The sequence below is a fragment of the Sphingopyxis sp. 2PD genome (assembly GCF_005503695.1).
Lineage (GTDB): Bacteria > Pseudomonadota > Alphaproteobacteria > Sphingomonadales > Sphingomonadaceae > Sphingopyxis.
Map to the genome: position 1 here is coordinate 230691 of NZ_SCMU01000003.1, position 21265 is coordinate 251955.

At 60.4% G+C, this 21265-nt stretch carries 23 protein-coding genes; 10 read left to right on the forward strand and 13 right to left on the reverse strand.

Going from position 1 to position 21265, the window contains the following annotated elements; translation table 11 throughout:
• The first annotated feature begins 10 nt into the window (after nt 1–10).
• The 9 genes from FFS18_RS04760 to FFS18_RS04795 all read left to right on the forward strand — a co-directional run bounded on the left by FFS18_RS04760 (nt 11) and on the right by FFS18_RS04795 (nt 8702).
• Nucleotides 11–715 carry a type IV secretion system protein gene (locus tag FFS18_RS04760; protein ID WP_137869964.1) on the forward strand — a complete coding sequence of 235 codons (705 nt, stop codon included), beginning with the start codon at nt 11–13 and terminating at the stop codon, nt 713–715.
• Nucleotides 716–786: 71 nt separating this feature from the next.
• Nucleotides 787–963 (forward strand): hypothetical protein, encoded by a 177-nt coding sequence (locus FFS18_RS17395; protein ID WP_171005229.1) that lies wholly within the window; start codon nt 787–789, stop codon nt 961–963.
• A gap of 43 nt (nt 964–1006) precedes the next feature.
• Nucleotides 1007–2002, forward strand: coding sequence for a TrbL/VirB6 family protein (locus tag FFS18_RS04765; protein WP_137869965.1), 996 nt, complete (start codon nt 1007–1009; stop codon nt 2000–2002).
• Between the two features lie 359 nt (nt 2003–2361).
• A complete protein-coding gene (locus FFS18_RS04770) occupies nt 2362–3048 on the forward strand; it encodes a VirB8 family type IV secretion system protein (protein ID WP_137869966.1) in 687 nt (228 codons plus the stop codon).
• On the forward strand, nt 3045–3914 hold the full coding sequence (gene virB9 / locus FFS18_RS04775; RefSeq protein ID WP_137869967.1) for a P-type conjugative transfer protein VirB9: 870 nt from the start codon (nt 3045–3047) through the stop codon (nt 3912–3914). Before FFS18_RS04770 ends, virB9 begins: the two co-directional genes overlap by 4 nt.
• The gene (gene virB10, locus FFS18_RS04780) at nt 3914–5092 is read left to right on the forward strand and encodes a type IV secretion system protein VirB10 (RefSeq protein WP_249340298.1); all 1179 of its coding nucleotides are present in this window, start codon (nt 3914–3916) and stop codon (nt 5090–5092) included. The genes virB9 and virB10 overlap by 1 nt, the downstream gene beginning before the upstream one ends.
• Nucleotides 5092–6102 carry a P-type DNA transfer ATPase VirB11 gene (gene virB11 / locus FFS18_RS04785; protein ID WP_137869968.1) on the forward strand — a complete coding sequence of 337 codons (1011 nt, stop codon included), beginning with the start codon at nt 5092–5094 and terminating at the stop codon, nt 6100–6102. Before virB10 ends, virB11 begins: the two co-directional genes overlap by 1 nt.
• Complete coding sequence (locus tag FFS18_RS04790; RefSeq protein ID WP_137869969.1) at nt 6074–7909, forward strand: type IV secretory system conjugative DNA transfer family protein; 1836 nt, start codon at nt 6074–6076, stop codon at nt 7907–7909. The genes virB11 and FFS18_RS04790 overlap by 29 nt, the downstream gene beginning before the upstream one ends.
• Nucleotides 7902–8702 (forward strand): LPD7 domain-containing protein, encoded by an 801-nt coding sequence (locus tag FFS18_RS04795; RefSeq protein WP_137869970.1) that lies wholly within the window; start codon nt 7902–7904, stop codon nt 8700–8702. The genes FFS18_RS04790 and FFS18_RS04795 overlap by 8 nt, the downstream gene beginning before the upstream one ends.
• Here the strand turns inward: FFS18_RS04795 and FFS18_RS04800 are convergent, their stop codons facing one another.
• From FFS18_RS04800 to FFS18_RS17810, 4 genes are read right to left on the reverse strand one after another with little or no spacing between them, the layout of a single operon-like run.
• Nucleotides 8703–9467, reverse strand: a complete 765-nt coding sequence (locus tag FFS18_RS04800; RefSeq protein WP_249340299.1) for a superoxide dismutase — start codon at nt 9465–9467, stop codon at nt 8703–8705.
• The gene (chrA, locus tag FFS18_RS04805; protein WP_137869972.1) at nt 9464–10870 is read right to left on the reverse strand and encodes a chromate efflux transporter; all 1407 of its coding nucleotides are present in this window, start codon (nt 10868–10870) and stop codon (nt 9464–9466) included. Before chrA ends, FFS18_RS04800 begins: the two co-directional genes overlap by 4 nt.
• On the reverse strand, nt 10867–11718 hold the full coding sequence (locus FFS18_RS04810; protein ID WP_137869973.1) for a chromate resistance protein ChrB domain-containing protein: 852 nt from the start codon (nt 11716–11718) through the stop codon (nt 10867–10869). Before FFS18_RS04810 ends, chrA begins: the two co-directional genes overlap by 4 nt.
• A gap of 47 nt (nt 11719–11765) precedes the next feature.
• Entirely contained in the window at nt 11766–11888 is a 123-nt protein-coding gene (locus tag FFS18_RS17810) for a hypothetical protein (RefSeq protein WP_283214396.1), read from the reverse strand.
• A 37-nt stretch (nt 11889–11925) separates the two neighbouring features.
• Here FFS18_RS17810 and FFS18_RS04815 point away from each other — a divergent pair, with 37 nt between their 5' ends.
• A complete protein-coding gene (locus tag FFS18_RS04815) occupies nt 11926–13098 on the forward strand; it encodes an ATP-binding protein (protein WP_137869974.1) in 1173 nt (390 codons plus the stop codon).
• 16 nt (nt 13099–13114) lie between these two features.
• Here the strand turns inward: FFS18_RS04815 and FFS18_RS04820 are convergent, their stop codons facing one another.
• The 9 genes from FFS18_RS04820 to FFS18_RS04860 all read right to left on the reverse strand — a co-directional run bounded on the left by FFS18_RS04820 (nt 13115) and on the right by FFS18_RS04860 (nt 20330).
• On the reverse strand, nt 13115–14167 hold the full coding sequence (locus FFS18_RS04820; RefSeq protein ID WP_137869975.1) for a relaxase/mobilization nuclease domain-containing protein: 1053 nt from the start codon (nt 14165–14167) through the stop codon (nt 13115–13117).
• Nucleotides 14167–14721, reverse strand: a complete 555-nt coding sequence (locus tag FFS18_RS04825; protein ID WP_137869976.1) for a hypothetical protein — start codon at nt 14719–14721, stop codon at nt 14167–14169. Before FFS18_RS04825 ends, FFS18_RS04820 begins: the two co-directional genes overlap by 1 nt.
• A 162-nt stretch (nt 14722–14883) precedes the next feature.
• Nucleotides 14884–15180: a DUF1289 domain-containing protein gene (locus FFS18_RS04830; protein WP_137869977.1), complete on the reverse strand. Its 297-nt coding sequence runs from the start codon at nt 15178–15180 to the stop codon at nt 14884–14886.
• Nucleotides 15104–15640 carry a GIY-YIG nuclease family protein gene (locus FFS18_RS04835; RefSeq protein ID WP_137869978.1) on the reverse strand — a complete coding sequence of 179 codons (537 nt, stop codon included), beginning with the start codon at nt 15638–15640 and terminating at the stop codon, nt 15104–15106. Before FFS18_RS04835 ends, FFS18_RS04830 begins: the two co-directional genes overlap by 77 nt.
• A gap of 173 nt (nt 15641–15813) precedes the next feature.
• Nucleotides 15814–16140 carry a DUF736 domain-containing protein gene (locus tag FFS18_RS04840; RefSeq protein ID WP_137869979.1) on the reverse strand — a complete coding sequence of 109 codons (327 nt, stop codon included), beginning with the start codon at nt 16138–16140 and terminating at the stop codon, nt 15814–15816.
• 680 nt (nt 16141–16820) lie between these two features.
• The gene (locus FFS18_RS04845) at nt 16821–18653 is read right to left on the reverse strand and encodes a ParB/RepB/Spo0J family partition protein (RefSeq protein WP_212743019.1); all 1833 of its coding nucleotides are present in this window, start codon (nt 18651–18653) and stop codon (nt 16821–16823) included.
• Nucleotides 18654–18773: 120 nt separating this feature from the next.
• Nucleotides 18774–19166 (reverse strand): DUF2958 domain-containing protein, encoded by a 393-nt coding sequence (locus tag FFS18_RS04850; RefSeq protein WP_137869980.1) that lies wholly within the window; start codon nt 19164–19166, stop codon nt 18774–18776.
• A 13-nt stretch (nt 19167–19179) separates the two neighbouring features.
• Nucleotides 19180–19398 carry a hypothetical protein gene (locus FFS18_RS04855; RefSeq protein WP_137869981.1) on the reverse strand — a complete coding sequence of 73 codons (219 nt, stop codon included), beginning with the start codon at nt 19396–19398 and terminating at the stop codon, nt 19180–19182.
• Nucleotides 19374–20330, reverse strand: a complete 957-nt coding sequence (locus FFS18_RS04860) for a zincin-like metallopeptidase domain-containing protein (RefSeq protein ID WP_137870070.1) — start codon at nt 20328–20330, stop codon at nt 19374–19376. The genes FFS18_RS04855 and FFS18_RS04860 overlap by 25 nt, the downstream gene beginning before the upstream one ends.
• Between the last annotated feature and the right edge of the window lie 935 nt (nt 20331–21265).

The following is a 21265-nucleotide window of genomic DNA, read 5'->3' on the forward strand; positions in this document are numbered from 1 at the left end:
AGGTAAGTCGATGAAGAATTTGACCAAAGCACTGAGCGCAACATTGCTGTTCGCGGCCCCATTGCCAGCATTCGCACAGGGGATGCCTGTCCATGACAGTGCCAGCCTGATCCAGCAGATCAACGCCGTCCGACAGGCGCTCCAGGTCGTGGCCCAAGGCAAGCAACAAATTGCCGAGGCGCAGAAGCTCTATCAGGATTTGAACAAGCTCACAGACATTCCGGGGCTGGCACAGCAGCTCAAGTCTGATGCCCTGCGCGAACTCGACATTTCGGGCGGCTCGCTCGAAGGCTTTGGCAACGGTAATCTCGATGTTGTCGGCGCGGGCCGCGCCAAGGCCGATGCGGTGTATCGCGATCTGCTTGGGCAGCTGGGTCTTGCCGGCTCCGAACAATCCCGCGCGACTTATGATCTCAATGCTCGCAACATCGGCATCAACGCCGGTCTCGCCGAGAATATGGGCGCTGCCGTCACGTCGCGGGCGCAAGGGCTGGATCAATTGCGCAGCCGGTTGGCAACCGCAGGAACGGCGAAGGAAGTGGCTGACCTGACGGCGCGGCTACAACTTGAATCCGCTGCGATGCAGAACGACCAGCTCCGCTTGCAGGCCATTGGCTTGCAGCAAGAGGCGCAGGAGCGCCAGCGCGCAGCCGAAGGGCAAGCGGCCCTCGCCCAAAAGCTCGATGCAGCAAGCCGCTACTATCGCGGGCAATGACGATGCGATCTGCGATCATCTGCACGGGGCTACTGTTGGCGGGGTGTGGCAGGTCCACACCCCAAGCCGACATGCCAGCGCGGGATTGGCGATACTATGTCGCCAATCCGGGCGAGATCGAACCGATGCAGAAGATTTGCCGCGAATGGGCGGGATCGGCTGCCCCCAAGGACACCGAACCCGCCGTCGTCACGACAAATTGCCGTGCGGCAGCTTTCGCCAAGTCGCAGCTTCAAATCAGCAACTGACCCAAATGCTCAAGGCCAGATGCACAAGGAATGAGTGCCGGATATGGATTTCAGCGATCATGTTTTCACGACGATGTTCGAGGCGCTTAACAATGCGCTTGCGGGCATCGTGGGGAAATACGCGGCCGTGATCGGCATCGTTTCCCCCGCACTGCGCATCGGGATCGTGATCTACATCTCGCTGCTCGGCTATGCGATCATGCGCGGCGCGGTCCAATATCCATTCCGTGAATATGCCTATCGCGGTTGCCAGCTCGCTTTTCTCTATTTTGCCGTGACCTCGCTCTACGGAAGCCAAATTGGCATGTTTGCCCTGGGCGGCCTCCCCGGCCAGTTCGCTAGCGCGCTCGGCGCATCGGACGTCGGCGGACTCGGCGGATATTATGACAAGCTCGCGGGCACCGGCTTCGAGACCGCGAACACCATGCGGAAGATCGCAGCCGACTACCAGCAAACCCAGGGAACGCTTCCCGACATCGGCTATGCGGTCTTTGCCGGTTTCCTCGTGGTGATGGTGATTGTTGCCACTTTGCTCTGTGCTGCTATCGGCTTTGTGATCAGCGCGTTCGGGCTGTTTGCGCTTGCCCTGCTTTCGGTGGTCGGGCCGCTGTTCGTGGCGGCTTTGCTGTTCGAGTCCACGCGCGGTTATTTCTTCGCCTGGCTGGGGGCCTGCATCAACTATCTGATGCTGATCGTGTTTGCGCTCGTGCTGACCTTGTTCCTGACGCAAACCGGCGATGCGATCATCGCCACGATTTCCGAGAATGACGAGATTGGCATGGCCGCGATCAAGGCGCTGGCCTTCTACGCGCTCGGCTTCTTTTTCTTCCTGCAAATTCCGATGCTGGCCGCCTCGCTTGGCGGGGGCGGGCCTGCGCTCGCCAATCAATTTGCATCGGCGATCGCAGCGGCGGGCGGCTTTGTCGCCGGACGCGGCGCGACGGCTACGCAGGCAACCAGCCGCGCCATCGAACGCGGCTTTGCGCGGGGCATCGCCCGGATGCGGACGTCAGGCTCGGTCAGCCGGGGAACACCATAAAGGGATAGGGTCATGGGAAAGCGTATAATAAGTATCTTGGCGGCATTGGCGCTGATTGCGCCGGTCGGCATTGCCGAAGCAGGCGCAAAGTCGCCAAACCTGGCCAAATGCAATGGCAAGCAGCGCCGCCCGGCCAATCCCTATGGTTCGATTCTACCAACCGTCGATCCGGTCAGCGGCACGTCCACTCCCGCAGGCCAAGCGCCTAGCCAAGGACCAGAACGCAGGGGTGTCGAGGTGTTCCCCGAGAAAAACCCGGCTTCGCCGAAGTCCGCAATTCCAGATGGCAGGCCAGAACGCCAAGTGCCGCCAATCAGCACCCTGTCTCCGCAAACCTCTCACCGGAGCTGTTGAGCGTCATGGCGGGAGGCATCACTGGCCGGGAGGATCTCAAAGCCTATTTTGCGGAAGCCGCAAGCTGGGATCACGACCGGCTGATCGCGGCCAATCGCTCGAAGCGGCTGGCGTGGATGGTCGCCGGGGTGGCGAGCGGACTGGCGATCACCGGGGTTGCAGCGATAGCGATGCTGACGCCGCTCAAGACCGTCGCGCCCTATGTCATTACCGTGGACAAGGCGACTGGCGCGAGCGAGATCACCTCGCCGATGTCGGGCGACCGGCAAATCACCTATAACGAGGCCGTCGCCAAATATTTCCTCGCCGATTATGTCCGCAACCGCGAAGGCTGGATACCGCAGGCGCGCAAGGAATTTTTCGAGGGCGTGTTAGCAATGTCCTCGCGCGACGAGCAGGCGCGGTGGACGGCCTTCTACGGCAAAGACAATCCCAAGTCGCCGCAATCGGTTTTCACCGATCTTGATACGGTGTTCATCGCGGTCAAATCCGTCACCTTCGTTTCCGCGAAGGTCGCCCAGATACGCTTCACCAAGACGCTCCAGCGCGGTTCGACTGTCACGGACACCCCCGCCATTGCGACCGTGACTTACGACACCACCGACACGCCGACCACCGAACAGCAGCGGTTCAAAAACCCTCTCGGCCTGGAAGTGCAGACCTATCGTGCCGACCTGGAGGTGACGCAATGAAGCGAATTATCGGCCTGACGGCAATTGCGTTCCTGCTCAGCAGTGAACCGGCAATGCCAAGCGAAACGCCCCGCTCAATGCCTCAAGATAATCGCATCCGCGAAGTGATCTACAGCGACACGCAAGTTTTCCGTATTGTCGGCGTTTTCCGCTCGGCAACGCAGATCGTGTTTTCGCCCAGCGAGCGGGTCGAGCATGTCGCGCTCGGCGATACGGTATCGTGGGAAGTCGCCCCGGCCGAAAATTCGCTGTTTATCAAACCCCGTGAGCTGGCTGGATCGACCAATCTAATCGTCATCACCCGATCCGGCACGGGCAATCGCACCTATACATTCGAGCTGTCGGCACGGCGTGGGGCCATCGGCCCGCGTTCGGCTGACACATTCTTCAAGGTCGTGTTCCGCTATCCGCGCGAAGAAGCCGCCGCTGCACAAGCGGCGGCGACGCAGGCCGCCTACACTCAAGCCGTCGCGTTGCAAGCAGGCGCGATCCGCTCGGCGCTTGATCTCGCTGTCCTCGAAGGCAAGCGGAACTTGAGCTACTCGGTGCAAGGCTCGTCGGCGATCCAGCCCTCCGAAATCACCGATAACGGTCAGTTCACTGCGCTACGATTCCCCAACCAGCGTGAACTCCCGGCATTCTTCGCGGTCAATCCCGATGGCAGCGAGAGCATAGTTCCCTTCGATGTCCGTGACGAATTTGTCGTGATCCACGGCGTCTTTGCGCAGCTCCGCTTGCGTCGCGGCAGGGAGGTTTTGTGCGTCTTCAATGAGGCTCGGGATTTCTATGGCCGTGACCCTAAGACGGGAACAGCATCCAGCATCGTCGAACGAACGCCAAGTCAGGGTAATGGGGAGCCAAAGTGATGGCCGAAATGTCAAAAGGCGAACGCGCTACCGTCGATCAAACCCCTGACCCTGACGATATTGACCGCGCACCGGCCACCGAGCGTGCCAGCAAAATGCCGTCGATGCCCGGCACGGCAATGGACCCGAAGAAGATGATCGGTTTTGCCGCTGCCGCTGGTGCCATCATGTTTACGGTGTTGGCGCTGGGAACGGGGCTGACCGGGAACTCTACCCTTCCCCCGGTCAAACCCAAACCGGCGCTCGAACCTGCGCAATATGATCCGGCAACCGTGATCGCACCCACGCTTGCGGGTGCAGCGACTGATCCAAATGCACCAATCGCCTTAGGAGAACCGATTGTTCCCGCGATTGGTGCCGGGCCTGCGCCGACACAGATTCCTCCATCCGCTGCACAGCAAGCCCGCCAGCCATCACAAGCCGAGGCGCTTCGCGAAGCCGCGCGGCGGTCTTCGCTGATTGCCTATGGCGGCGAACGTGACAGTGGCAGCGCGGGCGTTCGCTCCAGCGACTACGGCGGCGCGGCGAATGCCGGACGCCAGCCATCGCCTCCGGCCACCAATCTCGACACGCTCCGCCAGGCATCGGCGATCGGGCAGGCGCAGGCCCGGCCACTTCCTGATCGCAATTTCCTAATCACAGCGGGCAGTTTCATTCCCTGCGTTCTTCAATCCGCGATGGACTCAAGCCAACCCGGATATGTGAGCTGCATCGTCCCGCGAAACATCTACTCCGACAATGGCCGTGTCGTGCTGATGGAGAAAGGCACGAAAATCCTCGGCGAATATCAGGGTGGACTCAATCGCGGCCAATACCGGCTGTTCGTTTTGTGGACGCGGGCCGTTACCACGCGAGGCATCGCAATAGATGTCGCTTCACCGGCAACCGACGCGCTTGGGCGCGGCGGCGTGGATGGGCGGGTCAACAACTTCTTCTGGCAGCGTTTCGGCACGGCCCTGCTCTTCAGCTTGGTTGAAGACGCGGCCACCGTGGGCGCGGAAGCTGTCGGCAATAGCGCCTCCAATACCACCCGTGTTCCTTCCGACGCAGCTTCAACGATCTTGCAACAGAACGGCCAGATCAAACCGGTGCTGCGCAAAAATCAGGGTGACGATGTCGGCATTACCGTCGCCCAGGATTTCGATTTCTCGACCGTTTACGGCCTCGCGCTCAAATAATGGCGGCTCCGGGCAAAAATACCGCTGTCCTCGACAGCGTGACTGCGCCCTTACGCAAATATCTCGATGACGAGCGTGTGACCGAACTCGTCATCAACCGACCCGGCGAAGTCGGCATTGAACGCCGTGGAGGCTGGACATGGGAAAGCGAACCAAGTCTTGATTTCAAGAATCTGATGGCGTTGGCGACGGCTGCGGCGGCGTTCACTTCGCAGGACGTTACCCGCGAAAATCCCATTGTATCGACGATCTTCCCAACCGGCGAACGGGTGCAAATCATCGTGCCGCCCGTCGTCCCAGATGAAACCGTGTCGATCACAGTGCGCAAACCTTCCACAGTCACGATGACGCTGGCGGATTTTGAAGCGGCGGGTTTGTTCAAGGACACGCGCATCGCTGAAAAGCAGGTGTCATCTCAGGAACTGGACTTGCTCGCGCTGCTCAAAGCCGGCCGCCATGTTGAATTCTTCGACGGCGCAGTGAAGGCGCGGCTCAACATCCTGATCTCCGGCGCGACCGGATCGGGAAAGACCACATTGTCCAAGGGCTTGATCCAGCTCATCCCGCCAGAGGAACGGTTGCTGACGATCGAGGACACGCGCGAACTAATCGTCCCGCACAAAAATGTGGTCCACATGCTCTATGCCAAGGACGGCCAGGGCACGGCCAATGTCACGGCAAAGCATTTGCTCGAAAGCGCGCTGCGGATGCGCCCCGACCGTATTTTGCTCCAGGAATTGCGTGACGGGACCGCGTTCTTTTACCTGCGTAACGTGAACTCCGGCCATCCCGGCTCGATCACGACCATCCATGCCGATTCCGCCGAACTGGCGTTCGAGCAACTGACTTTGCTGGTCAAGGAAAGCGAAGGCGGCTCCGATCTGGCACGCGGCGACATTCGCGCGCTGCTCAAAATGCTCGTCGATGTCGTCGTCCAGACCAAGAAAACCGATGGCGAATTTCGGGTGACGGAGATCTATTATGACCCAGAAAGCAGGCACCTCGCCTGACGGCGGGGCGGCACGATATTTGATCGCCATCCCGCTCGGGGCATTGATCGCGCTCGCCATCGCCAGCATGATTGGTTGGGTAATTCTGGGTCTTCCTGTGGCAGCTTATGACCCGCTCAAGATACCGCAGTTTTTCTGGTATTATCGCGGCGATCCCCACGTCGTGAAGGCTATGGCAGGCGGTCTGGTGGGCGGCGTCACGCTGCTTGCCGGGCTGGTCTTTGCCCTTTGGTCGCGCGGCGCACCACTTCACGGGGCCGCTCGTTTTGCTAATGAGCGTGAACTCAAGCGGCATGGTTTCCGCTCGGCCTTGGGCATTGTCGTCGGACGCAAAGGCGGGCGCTTCCTGACTTTTGGCGGGAGTGAGCATGTCCTTGTCGAAGCGCCAACCCGTTCGGGCAAGGGCATCGGCATTGTCATTCCCAATTTGCTGACATGGGCTGGCTCCGTCGTCGTTCTCGACGTTAAACGCGAAAATTACGATGCGAGTGCGGGGTTCCGCGCGCACTATGGCCAGCAGGTCTTTCTATTCAACCCGACCGACCGGCAGGGACGTACCGCGCGCTATAACCCGCTCGCCTATATCGACCGCAGCGACCCCGACGACGTGATCATCGAGCTGCAAAAGATTGCAACGATGCTGTTTACCACGCCCGAACGCGGCGAAGCCTTTTGGGCCAATGGTGCGCGCACCGGCTTTGCTGGTGTCGGAGCCTGGCTTGCGGAAACGAGCGACGAACCGCTGACGATGGGCACAATCTATCGCCATTTGTCTGAAGGCGATGCGCGTAGTTTCTTCAAAAAGGAACTGGCCGATCCCAAGCTAAACCTTTCCACAGGATGCCGAACGGCGCTGGCCGATTTTGCCGGTGGTTCCGACAACAGCTTTGCCGACATCAAAAAAACCATCACCAACGTCCTTGGGCTATGGCTCAACCCACTGGTCGATGCGGCAACGTCCGCGAGCGATTTTGACCTGCGGAACTTACGAAAGCGTCACATTTCAATCTATCTCGGTGTTTCACCTGACGAACTCGACCGCATCGCGCCGCTCTACAATTTGCTTTTTCAGCAGCTCATTGACCTGAATGTCCGGGAATTGCCGAGCGAAGCGACGCCAGTTCCCGTGCTGGTCATCCTCGACGAATTTGCCCGGCTTGGCCGCGCATCGGTGCTCGCCAGCGCCTTTTCTTACGTCGCGGGCTACGGCATCCGTCTGCTCCCGGTGATCCAGTCTCGCTCGCAATTGCGCGGTGTTTATGGCGAGCATTTGGCCGATGAAATCGTCGCCAACTGCGGGGTTGAAGTCGCTTTCACACCTAAGGAACTTCGTGTTGCAAACGAGCTGTCGGATCGCATCGGTTATGTCGGGCAGGAGAGTGTCACCCGGTCCCTCACTATAAACGGCCTGCTAGCCAACCGATCAAAATCAATTTCCGATCAGCGCCGCGCCTTGCTGCTGCCCCAGGAGCTGATGCAATTTCCGACGGACAGACTGCTACTGCTACGGGGCGGTATCCCGCCGATCATCGGCACCAAGATTTTCTACTACAAGAGCCGCTTCTTCAAGAATCGGGCATTTCCGCCGCCTGTGGTGTCGGCGCTCGAAAAACAAACTCTCGTGGCACTTGCTCCCACACCGTTCCGCGACATGACCGATGAAGAGGCAGAGGGAAACCCCGCCTATCCGCTGACGCCGGACGACATCCGCACCGAAGACTATCCGAGTTTCTGTGCCGATCTCCTGACTTTGGATCGTCACGGCAACGCAAGCATCATCATAGAGGAAGGCGATGAAAATGGCTGATGAACTTGAAGGAAGCGTGCCTTCGGGGCGCAGCCGGCCAACTGAGTCGAAGCAGGCCAAGCCCAAGCAGGTCACGGCGAAGGCTGCCCCGGAAAAACCAAAGCGCAAGTCCGAGCCGCCCACAATCACCGACGACCTGACCGGCAAATTTTTGCGCGTCGGTAACAAGCTCTATCGCACCTCCGACGACAAGACCCCGATCGTGCGGATCGCGGGCGACCGGCTCAAGACCAGCAATATCGACGCCCTTCCCGACATTATACGGATTGCCAAGGCGAACGGCTGGACGTCGATCAAGGTAGGTGGCGGCGACACGTTCAAGAAGGCGGCATACCTCGCCGCCGCCTCGCAAGGGCTGGCGGTCGAGAATTATAGTCCATCAAAAATAGTCCAGGCCGAAGCTGACCGTCTCCGCGAAAGGATAGCCGAACGGGAAAAACGTCGCGAGGGTAAGAAGGCTGGCACAAAACCGCCGCAGACCGAAGACGAACTGAGCAAGCTCAAAGCCCTCTCCGATAGGTTTTTGAGCCAGTCCCACGGAGAGAATGCGCGTGACCCAGACCTGCGCCGCGCGCAAAGTCTGGTTGCCCAGACCATTTCGATTGCCCGCACGAAATACCCTGACGATCCGGTCAAGGCCTCAAAAGAGGTAGAGTCCAGACGTCAGGAGGTTGCGCTTCGCATTGCCAAGGGCGACAAGATCGCCGTCATTCAGGTGCGGAACCAGCAGGCCCAGCGTGTTCGTGAGGTTACGCAGGAGCAGGTATTGCAGCGCGATGGGCGATCACGGTAATTAAATAGCCGTTGCCCTTGCAAAGTTGCTGTCTGGGACAGTCCAGTTGACTGTCCCCATAAAGGCATCGACATAGGCAGCGGCCTTTGCGCCATAGTCGATAGCGTAGGCATGTTCATACATATCGAGCGCCAAGATCGGTGTGCCGCCTGCCAAGGTCACACTGTGATCGGCTGCCCATTGATTGACGAGGCGCTTGTCACGGTGGCTGTAGGTGAGCAGAACCCAGCCAGAGCCGCCGCCAAGCGCCTTGCCCATAGCGACAAATTCGGAACGCCAGCGCGCTTCGCTACCGAAGTCCCGCTCAATCGCGGTGGCCAGTGCTTTTCCCGGACTTGTGGGCGCACCAAGCCCTGCAAAATAGATTTCATGCAGGATCATCGAGTTCCACGCGATCAACTCCTCGCGCTTCAGGCCATTGAGAGCAAAACCGGGCGCGGTTGTCGGATCGAGTGCGGATAGCTGGCTGTTAATCGCGCCCAGACGCTTGACCGCCCCGACGTAATTATTGTCGTGATGGCTGACGAGCAGCTTTTCAGACAGGCCCGCGATCATCTTGGGATCAAACGGTAACGGCAAGGGTTGAGGCGTGTAACCCGTTGCCCCCACCGCCGCCGTCGATTCTGAGGCTAGTGCCGATGACGTGCCAAGCGCAGTAGCGCCTGCCAACATTGCTCCCGCCGTCAGAAGACCGCGCCTGCCGATTGGGTGGTCAGTCATAATGCTCTCCTTTGGGTGGAAATTGGGGGCTGTTTTGTTGCTCATGCGAGCAGGCCTGCAAAATATAAGGCAATGCCAGCAGCCGATGCACCGCCCAACGTCATGAATATACCAACTTTCAACCGGAAGATGGCGATGATTGCGCCCACTGAAATTGCCAGCGCCCACAGATCGACGCTGGACATTACGGGCATCTCAAAATTGAGCGGGCCAAGCGTGAACGGTCTGACTTCGCGGAAGATGGTATGGATCGCAAACCAGATCGCCAGATTAAGCACGACGCCAACGACGGCGGCGGTAATTGCCGACATCGCGCCCGCCAACGCCTTGTTGCCCCGCATCCGCTCGATGAACGGCGCGCCCAGGAATATCCAGAGGAAGCACGGTATGAACGTCACCCATGTGGCGAGTAGGCCTCCCAGCGTCCCGGCCAGTAACGGCGACAGCATTCCGGGATTGCGATACGCGCCCATGAAACCGACAAATTGCAGCACCATGATCAGCGGCCCCGGCGTCGTTTCGGCCATGCCCAGTCCGTCCAGCATTTCGCGCGCAGTGAGCCAATGGTAATTTTCGACTGCCTGTTGCGCGACATAGGCCAGCACCGCATAGGCTCCGCCAAATGTCACGACTGACATCTTGGAAAAGAAGGTGGCAATCTGGGTAAAGACGCTTGTTTCGCCCATCATCAGCAACAATGCCGCGACAGGTGCGAGCCACAGCACCAGCCAGACAATCGCCTGTTTGAGCGACTGTCCGATTGTTGGGCTGGCATGTGCCGGAAGCTCCTCGCCAAGCAGCGTATCGGCATCGGCGACAATATCGCCCGTTGCAGCGCCGTGGCCACCGCCCACCTGAAACGCGGGAATGCCTGCCCGGCCCCCGAAATAGCCAATGACGCCTGCGCCCAGCACAATCATCGGAAACGGAACATTGAGGAAGAAGATCAATATGAATGCTGCCGCTGCAAGGCTGCGCATGACGATATTCTTGAGCGAACGACTGCCGATCCTGACAACGGCTTGCAAGACCACAGCCAGCACGGCGGCTTTGAGGCCAAAGAACAGCGCCGAGACAATCCCGACACGGCCATAGAGTGCATAGATCCAGCTTAACGCCATTATCGAGATCGCACCGGGTAGGACGAACAGCGCGCCAGCAATGATGCCGCCGCGCGTCTTGTGCAGTAGCCAGCCGATATAGGTGGCAAGCTGCTGCGCCTCTGGGCCAGGTAGCAACATGCAATAGTTCAGCGCGTGCAAAAACCGGTGTTCGCCGATCCAGCGTTTCTCATCGACAAGAATGCGGTGCATCACTGCAATTTGTCCGGCAGGACCGCCGAAAGACAATGCAGCAATCCTGAGCCACACCCAGAATGCTTCGCGCAGTGATACCGGCGCTATCGGACCGCTTGATGGCTGGGTCGTAGCAATTGTTGCGGCGCTCATGGCGTCACCTCCTTGGCGCGCGCGCCTCTGGGTTGATGAGAGACCCAGTCATGCGTCTCGCCAGTAGCATCGCGGCACCAGCGATAAAGGGCATCATATATCAACATGCCCGCATCGAGCTGTTCCAGATCATCGGCGAACATGCGCGACAGGCCGAGCGATAGTGCCACCAGCCCGGCCGCTTCGGGCGCAATATCAGGCCGCGCCGTATCAGCGCCGCGCACAATCAGCGCGAGATGGGTAAGCGCGGCAAGTCCAGACAGACCAAACCCGTCAACCATCACATCAAAGGTGCAGCGTTCGCCATCATGACTCCAGACAACGCCGTCACCTTCGACATCGAACGGGGTAGCTCCAAAGCGTTCGGCTACACCTGCCACTTCGGCAGGAGCAACGAACAGGAACAATGCGTTGGGATCGACAAAGCGCCGGATAAGCCAAGGGCAGGCGATGCGATCAACCTTTGGCCGCGCCCGCGTAACCCAGACCGTCCGGCCTTGGGCATCGCGCGGCGGCAGTGCGCTTTCGGGAACGACCGGATGTCCGACTTTGCCCCAAGCGGCAATGCCGCCATCCAGCGCTTCCGCATCCGCACCGGACTGCCTCAGCCAAGCCGCAGCGCCCTGACTGAGTTTATGGCCTTCGCGGCAAATCACGACGACGTTTTGTCCAGAGAAGGAAGGTGCCCAGACAGCCACATCATCCACCGACCTGCGAACAGCGCCGGGAATCAATACCGGGTTGGCAGCGAAATCCTCTGGTGTGCGAACGTCGATGAGTATTGGCCCCTTTGCGGTGCCAACGAGACGGACAAGTTTATCAATTGGAATCGTGTTTAGTGCAGACATACGGCGCCCTTATGAAAAAGTAGGACGCGATACTTCAGCATGTCGCCTCATGGGGTGATCGCGCTCCCCATGCCTTCACCCAATGGCTTCTTCTTCGCCATTGTCAAGAATTGTTGCGTTGCGATGGCTGATTGCTCAAACGCAATCGCGCTGCAAAAATATCGCAACATCCTTGCAAATCAAAATCAATGGTTTTAATCTGCAATGATGATTGAGCGATACATTATTCCCCGCCTGAACCAAGCTCTTGGCCGTCAGGCATCGGTGGCCTTGATCGGGCCGCGCCAAGCTGGAAAAACCACGCTGGCCCGTGCGATTGGTGACAGTCGGCCATCGGTCTATCTCGACCTTGAAGCAGAGCGGGATCGCGCACGGCTGGCTGATCCTGATGACTTTCTCAATCGCCATGCGGATGAGCTTGTCATTCTCGACGAAATCCACCGGATGCCCGCGTTGTTTGAAGAGTTGCGGGGGATCATCGACGAAGGCAGGCGCGCGGGCAAACGAACCGGGCGATTCCTCATGCTCGGGTCAGCGGCCATCGACCTGCTCCGCCAGTCGAGCGAGAGCCTTGCGGGCCGGATCGAATATGTTGAACTCGCCCCCCTTACTGCCATCGAATGTGCCGACGACTTAGGTGTCATGTCGCTGTGGTTGCGCGGTGGGTTTCCTGACAGCCTGCTTGCCGCCAGCGACTCCGACAGTCTCGCTATTCGCCTGAGCTTCATTCGCACCCATCTTGAGCGCGATGTGCCGATGTTCGGCCCGCGCATCCCGGCCGAAATGCTCGAACGATTCTGGAAGATGCTCGCCCATGTGCAGGGCAGCTTGCTCAATGCGTCGCGTCTGGCGTCGAGCATGGCAATTTCTGCGCCTACGGTGACGAGCTATCTCGGGCTGCTGGTCGATCTGCTGCTCGTCCGCCGTCTGCCGCCCTATCATGTCAATGTGGGCAAGCGGCTGGTCAAGTCGCCCAAGACCTATATCCGCGATAGTGGCCTGACCCATGCCCTGCTAGGCATTGAAACGCTGGACGATCTGCTTGGCCATCCCGTTGCGGGGCCAAGCTGGGAAGGCTTTGTCATCGAAAGCCTGCTTGCCGTCGCCCCCATTGGCACCCGTGCGAGCTTCTACCGCACGTCTGCGGGGGCGGAGATCGACCTGATCCTTGAAATGGGCGCGCGTCACGGCACCTGGGCCATTGAGATCAAACGAACCCGCGCACCACAGGTCGAAAAGGGGTTCAGGATCGCCCTTGATGACATCAAACCAGACCGTGCCTTCGTCGTCTATGGCGGCGAAGATGGGTTCCCGATGGGTAACGGTGTCGAGGCGGTCAGTTTGCGTGGGCTTGCGACGACCCTTGCGGCACTTTCGTAAAGCGGACCTTACCTTCTCATCGCCCTCGCCCGTGGTCTTTGGGCGGTCGATCAGGTGCAGGCAAAGCCGCCTTGCTTTGGTCAGCCGCGATTATCCGGGCATGGTGTGCCGCAAAAACTTCAGGCGTGGCATTCATACCCTGATGCTTGTCGAGGAACGTGCGAACATCCTTGGCAAGCTCCCGGTCGTCAGCTTGCCCGGTAGCGTCCAGCGCGTCGGCGGTTTGTTCATAGGCACGCCGTATCTCTTGCCAGCGGAATGTGCCGGCTGCGATGAACGGCGGCAATTGATCCTGGCCCCGTGCCACGGCGATGGCCTGCTCGTGCGTGCGGCGGTCGGATTGGGTAATCTGGCGACTCCCTTCGGTTCGCAGCCGCGCCCGCAATTTGACCAGCGCCATGCTCGATCCGGCTATCCCCTGTCCGCGCGCCCGTCTCGGCGTCGCTTCGGCGGCCACACCCCGCGCGCGCAACTCACGGGCAAAGCGTTCTCGGAAACGATTGAGCTGAACCGGACGGGGATTGAACCGTGTGCGATCCAGCCCTTCGGCCTGCACCGTCAGATGAACATGAGGGCGCGGCGTATCGGTATGGAGGGCCAGAACGTAATCGTGATTGTCGCTCAGCTCGGCATGAGCCAGCGCGCGGACGGCTCCCAGCACTTTATCGGGATCAGTGTCTTCGGGCATCGAGAAGATCAGTGACACCGACGACACCGTAGGCCGCGACCGCCATTGGAGCGTGTCGCTCCACTCTGCCGCGCGCTCGGCAACGTCTTCCTTGGTTGTCAGGATTTCGCCGTCGCGGGTTTCGATGTCCACTTCGCCCTTGCGCCCTATATAGTCGAGATGGGCTTTGACATGGCTACCGCCCCGCTGGCGACCCGTGACCTTGACGACGACCTCAGGTGCCTTGCGAACAATCCGCGCCAGCTTGGCCCGCGCTGTCGGGCCAGTGGCAAAGCCGTAACTGGCATAGAGCGGGACACGCGGCGTGCTGGTGGGGTCATGGATATAACGCACCCGAAACGCCGGACGGGTTGCTTCCCACAAGGCGGATTCCAAACCCATCAATCCGCTACCGTCCAGTAGCTCGCATCGCCGCGCATGGCCTCGCCAACCGCTGTCACCTGCTCGGAGATTTCCATCCGCATGTCGGCGATCCGTTGCAGCTCCGGTTCGATCTGTTTGTCGCCGGTTTCGAGCATCGACGCATTGGCGGCTTTCATCGCCTGATTGAGATTGCGGCCAATACGCAGCAACTGCATTCTGATCGGCGCAAGTTCGGCAAGCAGCCCGTCATCGACCCGCGATTTCAGCGCGAGGTGGCGGCGCACCAAGGCCTTGATCCAACCGGCGCGATCGGTCGAACGCTGCGCCGCCCGAACCTCGATCACGGCGATCTCGACATCGGTAAATCGCAGCGAAACACGATTGCGCGCGACTCCATCGGGACGGTCAATGAAGGGACGATCTGCGATCTCCTGCACCGTCTGTTGGATCACCTGTCGCAACAATGCGCTGCGTCCACCACGGCCAACCGCGAACCTATCGAACGCCGCGAGCGCATCGGCGTCGAGCCGAATGGTGAGTGTCGCGGTGTTCGATAGTGGATTTGTCGCCATCAATCATGCCCGTGTGAAACAGGGGCAATGTAAGACAACACGCGCCGCTAGGCATATCCTGCATTAAAGACAAATCAGACAAACCCCCTAAGACAAGCGCACCCAAAGCGGCTTTCTACTTCTGACAATAAGGAGCTTTGGGTGCGCTTGGGGTTTGAGGCTTCAGGCTTGATGTGAAGCGCTGCTTCCCATGCGGGACGAAGATCGCCGGACTATTTCATGCTGACGGCTGGCGGTCGCGCTCCCCCATTCGGCGATCTCGCCAAGTGTGCGACCGCAGCCGGTGCAGACGCTGGCGCTACGATCCAGCGTGCAAATCGCTTTGCAAGGGGATGGCGGGCGCTGCCGTTGGGTTCTGTTCCGAGGCAAAATTGGGAGGTCGCTAACCGTTGCTGGCCATTTGTGCTGCCATTGCTTTGAACTTGTCACGGCGATCCAGGACGAACAATTGCTGGGCATTCAAGGGGCAGATTTTCTTGTCACAGTTGAGCGGCGGTTCCCAACGCCTAATCAACTCGCGCTCAGGTTCGCCTGGGTTATCGTTGAGTTGAAATGCGACACTGAGGCTGTTTTCCATCCATTGGTCGAGTAGCTGCTCCGATGCCTTGTCGAGTTTGAAGGTCGTGGCCCCGGATGGTTTGCGGATGAAGATCGGTCGCAAACCCAGTTGTTCCGCTAGCAATGCCGAAAGGCTACGACGGGGCGAATGACCAGCAGTCTTGCCTTTGAAGTGGCACCGAGCCGCCAGTCCTCGTGCGCCTTGTCCCAATCCGACGTAAACCAATCCGAGCTCGCCCGGTCGCACATTTGGTATGGTCGCATCTTCGTGAAGGAACAGCGCATAAACGCCAGCCGAATTCGGATATATCGTCTGCTTGTTGGCAACTCGGGGCCAAGCAGCAAGGTTCAAGTCAATCATGCACGCCAACATCGCAGGTGATATGGTCGCAATCAAGGTAAGCTCGCGATACCTTCGAGGCACGCGAAATTCCGCACAAGGCCAAAGCATGTGGGTTCGCTCAAGCTGAAGAACGAGACGAAAAAACCACAAAGCCCCGCCCGGCGGAACCGGGCGGGGCTTGGGTGGTGTGGTCAGTGGCTGTTGGAAGTGCGGGCGCGTGACCAGATCAAATTGAAGGTCTTGCCATCTTCATCGGCGAACAGGCTGGCGAAGATCGGGGCGGTGAAGCTGGGATCGTCGAGCTTGATCGAGAGATAATCGCGGCCTTCCTTGGAGGTCTTCTGCCAGCAGGCACCGATCTCGGCCTTGGCCACGAACACCCGGTGCGAGGGGGCGTTTTCATTTTCGCTCGCTTCCTCGGCGATGATGGTGACGTTCTTCTTCTGCAAGCTCATCGTGACGATTTCGCCGGTGTAGTTGGTGTCGCCGGACTTCTTGAATGTGCCGATATTTGCCATGATACAGTTCCTTCGAGTTGGTCGAACCCCGCGCTCATTCGCGGCCTCGATGGCTGGTTAAAGGCAGGGGCTTGCGCCGCTGCACCCGCAGGGCCGCAACGCAGTGGAGGACGGGGTAGACCGGGGTTTCTTGTCCCGCGAGGAATGGGCGCAGCCCAGGGGAAGAAACTTTGGGCTGCACCGTTGCAGCAAGGGGCAAGAGGCGCAGCCGTCCGCTGCCAACCAAAGCCATTGACGAGGCCGTGGGTGAGCGCGGTTCTGGCCATCGGACGCAAGGATGTTTGGCAAGGATTGGTTGGCGCGTTCGATGTCTGGCTGACGGAACTTTGCCGCACGAAGTCACAGGGTGGGATTGTCGAGCCACGTCGCGGCATCCTGCCGACAGGGCAGGGAATGGAATCGCTCCGTCGCGCCGGGTTCTGTGGCTGCTGGTGACAGGGCTGCTGGTGCAGGCTGTAGGAAGGCGGCGACGGACTCGGTCAGCGTTGCATTCCGCCCCGCCCCGATCCGCCCGCCTGTTCACGCGCAGAGATTGGAATCCACATCATCAGGTCAGGTTCGTGCCCAGCCGCAATCCAAAATGACAAGGCACTCAAGCCCCGTCCGGCCCTGCCGGACGGGGCTTTGTGGCGCGCGTGACGCGGACAAGAGCGGGCGGCACATTGCCGCCCGCTCCCCGCTCACGCCGCAAGGCGTTGCTCGTCGATCTCCTCCAGCGCATCGGCGCTTTCGGTATCGCCGCCCTCCACCTCGTCCGCCGCATCTGCGGCGGCGGGGTCGGGATCGAGCGGCCCTTCGGGTTCGGCCAGCCATACCGCGCGGTTGGCGGCGGCAACCGTCGCCACCCCGCCGCGCTGGGTGTAGGCCGATGGCGGAAACGCCATCCAGCGCGGCACCCAATTTTCAACCTTGGCGCGATCATTGCCGCCGGTCAGATAGTCGCCAATGACGCCCTTGATCGTCTTGCCCTTCTCGGCGGCATGGGCCTCGGCAACCGTATCGCCGCCGACCTCGCGCAACACTTCGGTCAAAACCTCGCGGTCGCGGACAAGCGCATAAAAGGCATCATCCGCCACCCAATAGTCGGCCATCTTGACGCCAAGGTGAAGGCCAATGGTTTCGATGAGTCCGGTTCCGCTTGCCAGTGTCTCGGCCATGACCACACCCAACACCTCCATGACCACCGCGTCGGGCAGTTCCAGCAACCGCTGGAACAATCCGCTGACGCCGTTCCTCGGTTCGTGGCCCAAGGTAATGCTGGCTTCGTCGGGGTCGAAGTTCAGCACGGCAAGCACCGCGCGCCGCCGCTCGTCGAAGCGGGCTTCGGCAATGCTGGCCTCAACGCTCTCGGTGATCGCTTCGTTACGGCTGCGCTGATCCTGCACCCTCACCCCCCACAGGGGCGAACCGCAAATCGCATGGGCAACCATGACGCGCAACGCCACGCCGCTATTCGCGGCAAGCGCTGACCGCACCGCCGCATGGCGGTGCAGGTCAACATAGCTGGTCATGGCTGCGGTGATTTCCGGCCGTGCGGCTGCGGGCTGCTTGCCCGCATCACCGCCGCCCTCACCCTGCCGACGCGCCTCCTTGTGGGTCAAATAGCCCTCGTGGAACACCACCTCGCCCTTGCCGTTGACGTCGATATAGACCCGCCCGCCTTTGCGCTTGGCGGTCTTTTCATGCTCCCATGTCTGGAAATAGACACCGGCGGGGACGATCTCGACCGCGCTCCACCCGTCTTCGAGATAGGCGGCCTTGCGCCGCTCGATCTCCGCGCTCTGCGCGGCCCAGAACTGATCGGCATCGGCGAAATAGCCTTCATCGCCGAATAGGTCTTTGACGATCTGGCCATCGAAAGCGGCAAGGTCGAAAAGCGCCGCGCCGGTCGCAATCGACGTGCCGCCGAACAGCCACGCCTTCAACTGCTGCCCGCGCGGCGCATAGCCGTCCGAATCCTCGAACAGCGCCAGCCACGCCTTTTGCTGTGCCTTGGTCGCCAAGGTCAGGTGCTTGACCGTGGGCGCGTCGATTTCCTCGGCGCGGAATGCCTCGCGGATGCGTGGTAACAGATTGCCCAGCGCAAGAATGCGCTTCACCTGCAACTCGGTCAGCGCGAAGGTCGCGGCAATGTCCTCGACGCTGCGGCCTTCCTTGACCAGCCGCGTGTAGCTTTCCCACTGCGTCACCTGATCGGGATTCTGCCTAAGCATATTCTCGATCATCGAGATTTCCAGCGCCTCGGCGTCGTCGCCCTCGCAAAGCGTGATGCAGGGCAGCGTCACGCCGTCCTGGCCCTGCCGCGCGGCCTCAAGGCTGGCATAGTAGCGGCGCTTGCCCGCAACGATCTCGAAATGGCCGGGGGTGCAATTGGGTCGAACGAACAGCGGCGAAATCACGCCGCGCTTGATGATCGACGGCAAAATGTCCGCAATTTCGGGCGGCTTCTTGCCCGCCCGCATATTGGCCTTGGAAACCGAAAGATGGTCGAGCGGGATTTGGTCGATGTGCATGGTAGGTTACTCCTTCGCTTGGGGGTGGCCCCATCCTCGGGGCATCTTGGGGGGCAGTGAGGATGGGGCCGGTTGTCCGCGCGGGACGATCCCGCGCAGGGTCTGCCGCCGCCTTGGGGGTCAAGGCTGCGGAAGCTCTGAATTTTCGTTGGCGATGGCGATGGCTGCGGCCTCAAGCCGCACTTCGTCCTCGGTAATGCCGCCGCAAAGACGGGCGGCATCGGCATAAATGGTCAGCGGGAAGCGCCCTTCAAAACAAAGATCGCGCTCAATGGTGAGGCCGAACGGCAACGTCACCGCCGCAATTTCGGCAAGGCTGACCGACCCCATTTCGGGGCAACCAAAGCCAAGATCGCAAAGCCCGAACAAAATGTCGCCGTCTTCGTCCAGTTCGGAAAACAGCCAAGTGCCCGACCCTACGGGATTGAAGAATTTGACGACTGGCACATGATCGCCACGGCTTTTGCCGTTGGTGATGAGGCGCGCGCGCAAGTCTTGGGTAAGTAGCAGCATGGCGAAAATCCTTTCAAAACATCTCGATCTGATTGCGGGCGTTGGTGTCGAACAAGCCATGATCGGCGGGGCGCTGCGTCTTGCGCGGCTCCAGCGGCGCATTGGCGCGCATGGCGAGACGGTCGCGGGGCGTGATCGGCGCAACCCCGTAAACAAGCGTCTGCTCACCGATGGGGGTTTGCTCGGACGATAAGGGGAGAGCGGCCCTCATGCCGCGCGCGCCAAGGTGCATTCGCTCTCCCGAACGAAGGACAAGAGGAAATCAGCCGCCTTGCTGGCTTGGCTGGCGGCTTTGAAAATGGCGCGATTGTCGGCGCGCAACACTGCAAGCCAAGAGCCGAGATAGTCGGCATGGCGAACGGTGGGGACGATCCCAAGCGCAGCGCACAGATAGGCAGATGCCAATTCGGCGCAAAGTTCCTCGCGGGCATAAAGTGCGGAACCGAACCGCCCCGACTGGTCACGCGCCAGCCGCTCCTTGCTGCCCGCCCAATGTCCAAGTTCGTGAAGGGCCGTGCGGTAGAAGTCGATTTGATGGGTGAACGCCGGTTGCGGCGGAACCTGCACATAGTCGCCGCCAATGTCATAAAAGGCGCGCGCGCCGCCGATGCGGAAATCCGCACCCGTCGCGGCAATTAACGACTCCGCGCCCTCATGCTGTTCGCGGGCCGGTAACGGCGTGGGGTCGGCTGTCAGCCGCTCAGGCAATCCGTCGCACTGCGCGGCATTGAACACGACAAAGCGTTTGAGGAACGGAATTGAACGGGGTTCGCCCTCCGCGCCCTCGCCCTTCTCGCGTCCATCTTCGGGCGTGAAGCGGTCGGCATAGAAAATCGTATGACCGCGCTCACCCTTGCGGACGCATCCGCCAGCAGCCAGAGCCTGCCGGAAGGTCAACCAATCCTGTGACGGGTAACAGCCTTCAATGACTGCGCCCCACAGAATGAGAACATTGACGCCCGAATAGGGACGCCCCGAAACCGCGTTGCGGGGGAGTCCCGGAACTGCCGCCGCTGAACTCCACGGCTGCGCCCACGGGAAGCGGCCCGCTTCAAGCTGGGCAATGATCTTGGCCGTCACCTCGTCATAAAGCGATGCGCGTGACGCGCTGCCTTCTGCCCCGCCCTTGCCTCTGCTCCGCCGCATCCTGCCTTGATCCACCATCGTCGCCTCCTCGCCTCTAAAACCACACGCCCCCGGAGAGGGGGGTGGGCGGCAAAGAGCGACCAAGAGGCCCGCCGGGATCAGGCGCACCTGAAAGGCTGTAACAAAGTGAAAGACCCGCTTGCGGGTTGCGCCTGAGCGCGGCGGGCCTAGCCGGAAGCGCCGCCCATCCCCCTCTTCGGGGACGGCCACACAGACGCCGGCGCATCCGCGCCGTCCAAAAAATCAGTCGAATATCATTGAAAGAATACCGCCGCGCAGCGGCGCAACAAGAACGGCACCCTTGCACGGCGCGACGCCGACGGGCGGTGTGGCGGCAAGCAGAGCGCTGACCAGGCTGTCGCGCCAACGGCGCTGCGCCGCCAGTCGAAGCGAAGGCGCGTCCGTCGCCCGCTCGTCAAGGAGAGAGGCAAGAGCGCCAGCGGGTCAGCCAGAAATCACCGCACCCTAAGGAGCGCAGCGGGAAAGAGTGCGTCCCTGGATTCTCCCGCTCATTTTCACGCGCTCCCGATCGTCACCCGAAGGGCCAAGACTACAGGCTTGGTCCGCGCAGCGGATAGAGCGGGTTGCCCAGAGGGCAGCGACCAACGCTTTCATCTGGTGACGTTGTAGTCAGAAATTCGGTCTACTCGCCGAGCTGCCTTCGAACATCCCTCCCCCGAATGCCGCGATTTACATTGTCCAATGGGAACGACGTAGAAGCCCATCTCTGAATGCGACATAAATTCGCCATGAGCGAACTATTATCTTGCAATCGAGATTTTTCAGCCTATGTAGGCATGGTGTGAATAACGGAAGAAGTTCTCATATTCAGCTTTGGCTTATGCCGAAGCGTGGAGATCGAAGGGTCTCTGTCACTTTATCCGCACTGCCCGCGATGGCCCCGGCGACGGGACGGCGCGGACGGGACGGGCGAAGCAGAGACGATAGCGAGA

Excerpts from the sequence above, each read along its gene's own strand:
- FFS18_RS04760 (WP_137869964.1), top strand. The coding sequence starts at position 11 with ATGAAGAATTTGACCAAAGCACTGAGCGCAACATTGCTGTTCGCGGCC.
- FFS18_RS17395 (WP_171005229.1), top strand. The coding sequence starts at position 787 with ATGCCAGCGCGGGATTGGCGATACTATGTCGCCAATCCGGGCGAGATC.
- FFS18_RS04765 (WP_137869965.1), top strand. The coding sequence starts at position 1,007 with ATGGATTTCAGCGATCATGTTTTCACGACGATGTTCGAGGCGCTTAAC.
- FFS18_RS04770 (WP_137869966.1), top strand. The coding sequence starts at position 2,362 with ATGGCGGGAGGCATCACTGGCCGGGAGGATCTCAAAGCCTATTTTGCG.
- virB9 (WP_137869967.1), top strand. The coding sequence starts at position 3,045 with ATGAAGCGAATTATCGGCCTGACGGCAATTGCGTTCCTGCTCAGCAGT.
- virB10 (WP_249340298.1), top strand. The coding sequence starts at position 3,914 with ATGGCCGAAATGTCAAAAGGCGAACGCGCTACCGTCGATCAAACCCCT.
- virB11 (WP_137869968.1), top strand. The coding sequence starts at position 5,092 with ATGGCGGCTCCGGGCAAAAATACCGCTGTCCTCGACAGCGTGACTGCG.
- FFS18_RS04790 (WP_137869969.1), top strand. The coding sequence starts at position 6,074 with ATGACCCAGAAAGCAGGCACCTCGCCTGACGGCGGGGCGGCACGATAT.
- FFS18_RS04795 (WP_137869970.1), top strand. The coding sequence starts at position 7,902 with ATGGCTGATGAACTTGAAGGAAGCGTGCCTTCGGGGCGCAGCCGGCCA.
- FFS18_RS04800 (WP_249340299.1), bottom strand. The coding sequence starts at position 9,467 with ATGAGCAACAAAACAGCCCCCAATTTCCACCCAAAGGAGAGCATTATG.
- chrA (WP_137869972.1), bottom strand. The coding sequence starts at position 10,870 with ATGAGCGCCGCAACAATTGCTACGACCCAGCCATCAAGCGGTCCGATA.
- FFS18_RS04810 (WP_137869973.1), bottom strand. The coding sequence starts at position 11,718 with ATGTCTGCACTAAACACGATTCCAATTGATAAACTTGTCCGTCTCGTT.
- FFS18_RS17810 (WP_283214396.1), bottom strand. The coding sequence starts at position 11,888 with ATGTTGCGATATTTTTGCAGCGCGATTGCGTTTGAGCAATCAGCCATC.
- FFS18_RS04815 (WP_137869974.1), top strand. The coding sequence starts at position 11,926 with ATGATTGAGCGATACATTATTCCCCGCCTGAACCAAGCTCTTGGCCGT.
- FFS18_RS04820 (WP_137869975.1), bottom strand. The coding sequence starts at position 14,167 with ATGGGTTTGGAATCCGCCTTGTGGGAAGCAACCCGTCCGGCGTTTCGG.
- FFS18_RS04825 (WP_137869976.1), bottom strand. The coding sequence starts at position 14,721 with ATGGCGACAAATCCACTATCGAACACCGCGACACTCACCATTCGGCTC.
- FFS18_RS04830 (WP_137869977.1), bottom strand. The coding sequence starts at position 15,180 with ATGCCCAGCAATTGTTCGTCCTGGATCGCCGTGACAAGTTCAAAGCAA.
- FFS18_RS04835 (WP_137869978.1), bottom strand. The coding sequence starts at position 15,640 with ATGATTGACTTGAACCTTGCTGCTTGGCCCCGAGTTGCCAACAAGCAG.
- FFS18_RS04840 (WP_137869979.1), bottom strand. The coding sequence starts at position 16,140 with ATGGCAAATATCGGCACATTCAAGAAGTCCGGCGACACCAACTACACC.
- FFS18_RS04845 (WP_212743019.1), bottom strand. The coding sequence starts at position 18,653 with ATGCACATCGACCAAATCCCGCTCGACCATCTTTCGGTTTCCAAGGCC.
- FFS18_RS04850 (WP_137869980.1), bottom strand. The coding sequence starts at position 19,166 with ATGCTGCTACTTACCCAAGACTTGCGCGCGCGCCTCATCACCAACGGC.
- FFS18_RS04855 (WP_137869981.1), bottom strand. The coding sequence starts at position 19,398 with ATGCACCTTGGCGCGCGCGGCATGAGGGCCGCTCTCCCCTTATCGTCC.
- FFS18_RS04860 (WP_137870070.1), bottom strand. The coding sequence starts at position 20,330 with ATGGTGGATCAAGGCAGGATGCGGCGGAGCAGAGGCAAGGGCGGGGCA.